The sequence below is a fragment of the Nonomuraea ceibae genome (assembly GCF_019396325.1).
GTDB classification, from domain to species: Bacteria; Actinomycetota; Actinomycetes; order Streptosporangiales; family Streptosporangiaceae; genus Nonomuraea; species Nonomuraea ceibae.
Genome location: NZ_JAHKRO010000240.1, coordinates 1 through 1,608 on the forward strand (window position 1 = coordinate 1; position 1,608 = coordinate 1,608).

A 1,608-nucleotide genomic window follows, 5' to 3' on the forward strand; every position below is an offset into this window, starting at 1 on the left:
ATGCACCGCTTCAGCCTGCTGCCCGCAGACATCCCCCTCCCGCCGCACCCGGCGATCCGCTCGATCCCGCTGATCGACCCCACACCGCTGTACGCCTGGTCACTGCTCTGGCGCGACAACGGCGGCCACCCACTGCTGGACACCTTGACAAGCGCCTTCGTGACGGAGGCCGAGCGCAACCGATGGCTGGAACACGATCCCGCCCGCGATTGGCTACCCGAACGCCACAGCACAGACGCCGGCTAAGGCGATCGCGTAGTTAGTAGGCGGCGCAGAAACATGAGGTGGGGCCAGAACCACCGCACGGTCCCGTCCGGAGGTCCGCTCACGCCGCGGTGAGATCGAGCCGGGTCTCCATGTCCGTAGGGGTTCACATGAGCCCAGAACAGCGGGCTGAGGGCTCGCCGGTCTTCCTCCGTCAGCTTGCCGGTCCACTGCGGATCTCGCAGAACGGCCTGAATGAACCCCAACGAGGACCCCAGTGCGCTCCGTCATGGCTGATCAGAACCAGTTCGTCGGCGGGGGACACGCAGATGCCGGCGGCTCCGCGAGGCCTGTCTTGATGTCATGACGCTCTCCCCTGGAAAGAGGAAGAGGCGTTGGCCGCAGGCGGACCAGGCATCCTGCACGTCGAGCGCCTAAGGCTATGGCGTGCTGACGGCGGGACCGGCGAGCCTGCTACCAGTTCGCCTTCTCAAGGGCGACACCGACCACATGGCGCTGGCTGCTCGGACACCACTTGTAGCTGTAGTTCCCGGGATACGCCCAGTTCCCGCGATAGAGGGTCCCCCAGCCATTGGAAGGATCGGCCGTGCAGTAGGCCAGGACCCTGAAATGCCCCGTACCGCCGGTGCATTTGGCTCCGCCTCCCTCCGAACTGCCGCTGTACGCCTTCCACACTGAGCACCCGGTAGGTGCGGCGGCAGCGGGACTTGGCGTAGTGACGATGAAGGCACTGACGATCAGAGTGAGCGACGCGGCAATTTTGCGCATGCAGGATCTCCTTGCTGGTGCTTGACGCTTGTGAGTGGTGGCGACGCTAGCAATGAGAGGTATGTCGAAGGTATGTCGAAGCGTGTGGGCCGACCGGACCCGCCGGGGTCGACCTGGCCGCGCCGGAGGCCGGGTCAGGCGTCGCTCGGGCCCGACCGCCAGCCGACGGGCTTGCAGCGGGCCGGGCGGCAGGGACGGGAACCGGGGACGCGACCGGAAGAAGCGGACCGGCTGAAGATCGCCCCCACCTCACCGGTCAAGCCGCAGCCCCTGCGGACCGAACCGCCTCGCTCACTTGAGGTGGCGAGGTGCGCCAGGGGGCGCCGTGGCCGGGAAGCACCCACGAGGCTGGCAGCCCAGCGATGCGGTTCAGGGAGGAGAGCGCTTCGGCCGGGTCGTCGGTGAAGGGCGCCGCCTGGGGGCCTTCACGCCCGGTGAGGACGTGCCGCGTGGTCAGGGCGTCGCCGACGAAGAGCGCGTCGGCGATCGGGACGTGCACCGCCACGCTTCCCGGCGAGTGCCCCGGCATGCCCACGATCACCGGGCTCCCGGGCAGGTCCAGGACGTCGCCATCAGCGATCGTGGTGACCTCGCTGACGTAGCGGGTGCGCAGGC

General features: G+C 68.2%; 2 protein-coding genes and 1 pseudogene. 1 reads left to right on the top strand and 2 read right to left on the bottom strand.

The genetic code is table 11. The features are described from left to right. A pseudogene (locus KME80_RS49730) lies at window positions 1-246 on the top strand (LysR family transcriptional regulator); the annotation flags it as partial. Between the two features lie 432 nt (window positions 247-678). Here the strand turns inward: KME80_RS49730 and KME80_RS49735 are convergent. Together KME80_RS49735 and KME80_RS49740 are read right to left on the bottom strand one after the other, a co-directional pair. Further along, on the bottom strand, window positions 679-993 hold the full coding sequence (locus KME80_RS49735) for a hypothetical protein (RefSeq protein ID WP_219520080.1): 315 nt from the start codon (window positions 991-993) through the stop codon (window positions 679-681). 256 nt (window positions 994-1,249) lie between these two features. Then, a partial coding sequence (locus KME80_RS49740) for an MBL fold metallo-hydrolase (RefSeq protein ID WP_219520083.1) occupies window positions 1,250-1,608 on the bottom strand: 359 nt, incomplete at its 5' end.

What these genes read in the sequence shown, in the direction of transcription:
- KME80_RS49735 (WP_219520080.1), bottom strand. Translation starts at nt 993, where the DNA reads ATGCGCAAAATTGCCGCGTCGCTCACTCTGATCGTCAGTGCCTTCATC.